Raw genomic sequence first — 349 nt, 5'->3', positions numbered from 1 at the left:
CGCTCTGCAAGCCGTCGAGCCCGACGCCGGTGAAATCGTCGTAGACCCAGACCTCGGTATCGCTGGTCTTGTCGCGCCGGCTGAGCTTGCCGCCGAACTTCACCTGCGCGGCGTTGCCGGCCAGGTCGTAGTCACGGGCCAGGTCGAGGCGGATGTTCTTTTCCTTGTCCTTGCCGCTGACCTTCTCCCACTCCACCTCGTCGAGTTCGAAGGAGGTCGGATCATAGAACGCGTCGCCGGCAACGAGGTGCGGCTTGCGCGAGCCATCGAAACCGATGCCGGTGAAGTCGCCGACGAACTTGGCGCCGGCGATGCCGCCCGGGTCCTTCTCGGTGGACTGGCTGTAGCC

At 65.3% G+C, this 349-nt stretch carries 1 pseudogene; it reads right to left on the bottom strand.

The annotated features are described in order from the left end of the window. Positions 1 to 349: pseudogene (locus tag J0A65_RS26605) on the bottom strand (TonB-dependent receptor); the annotation flags it as partial.

Origin of the sequence: Bowmanella yangjiangensis (assembly GCF_017255015.1) — a bacterium.
Taxonomy (GTDB): domain Bacteria; phylum Pseudomonadota; class Gammaproteobacteria; order Enterobacterales; family Alteromonadaceae; genus Bowmanella; species Bowmanella yangjiangensis.
The sequence above is the reverse complement of the archived record's forward strand: the minus strand, read 5'-3'. Positions and strand labels throughout refer to the sequence as shown.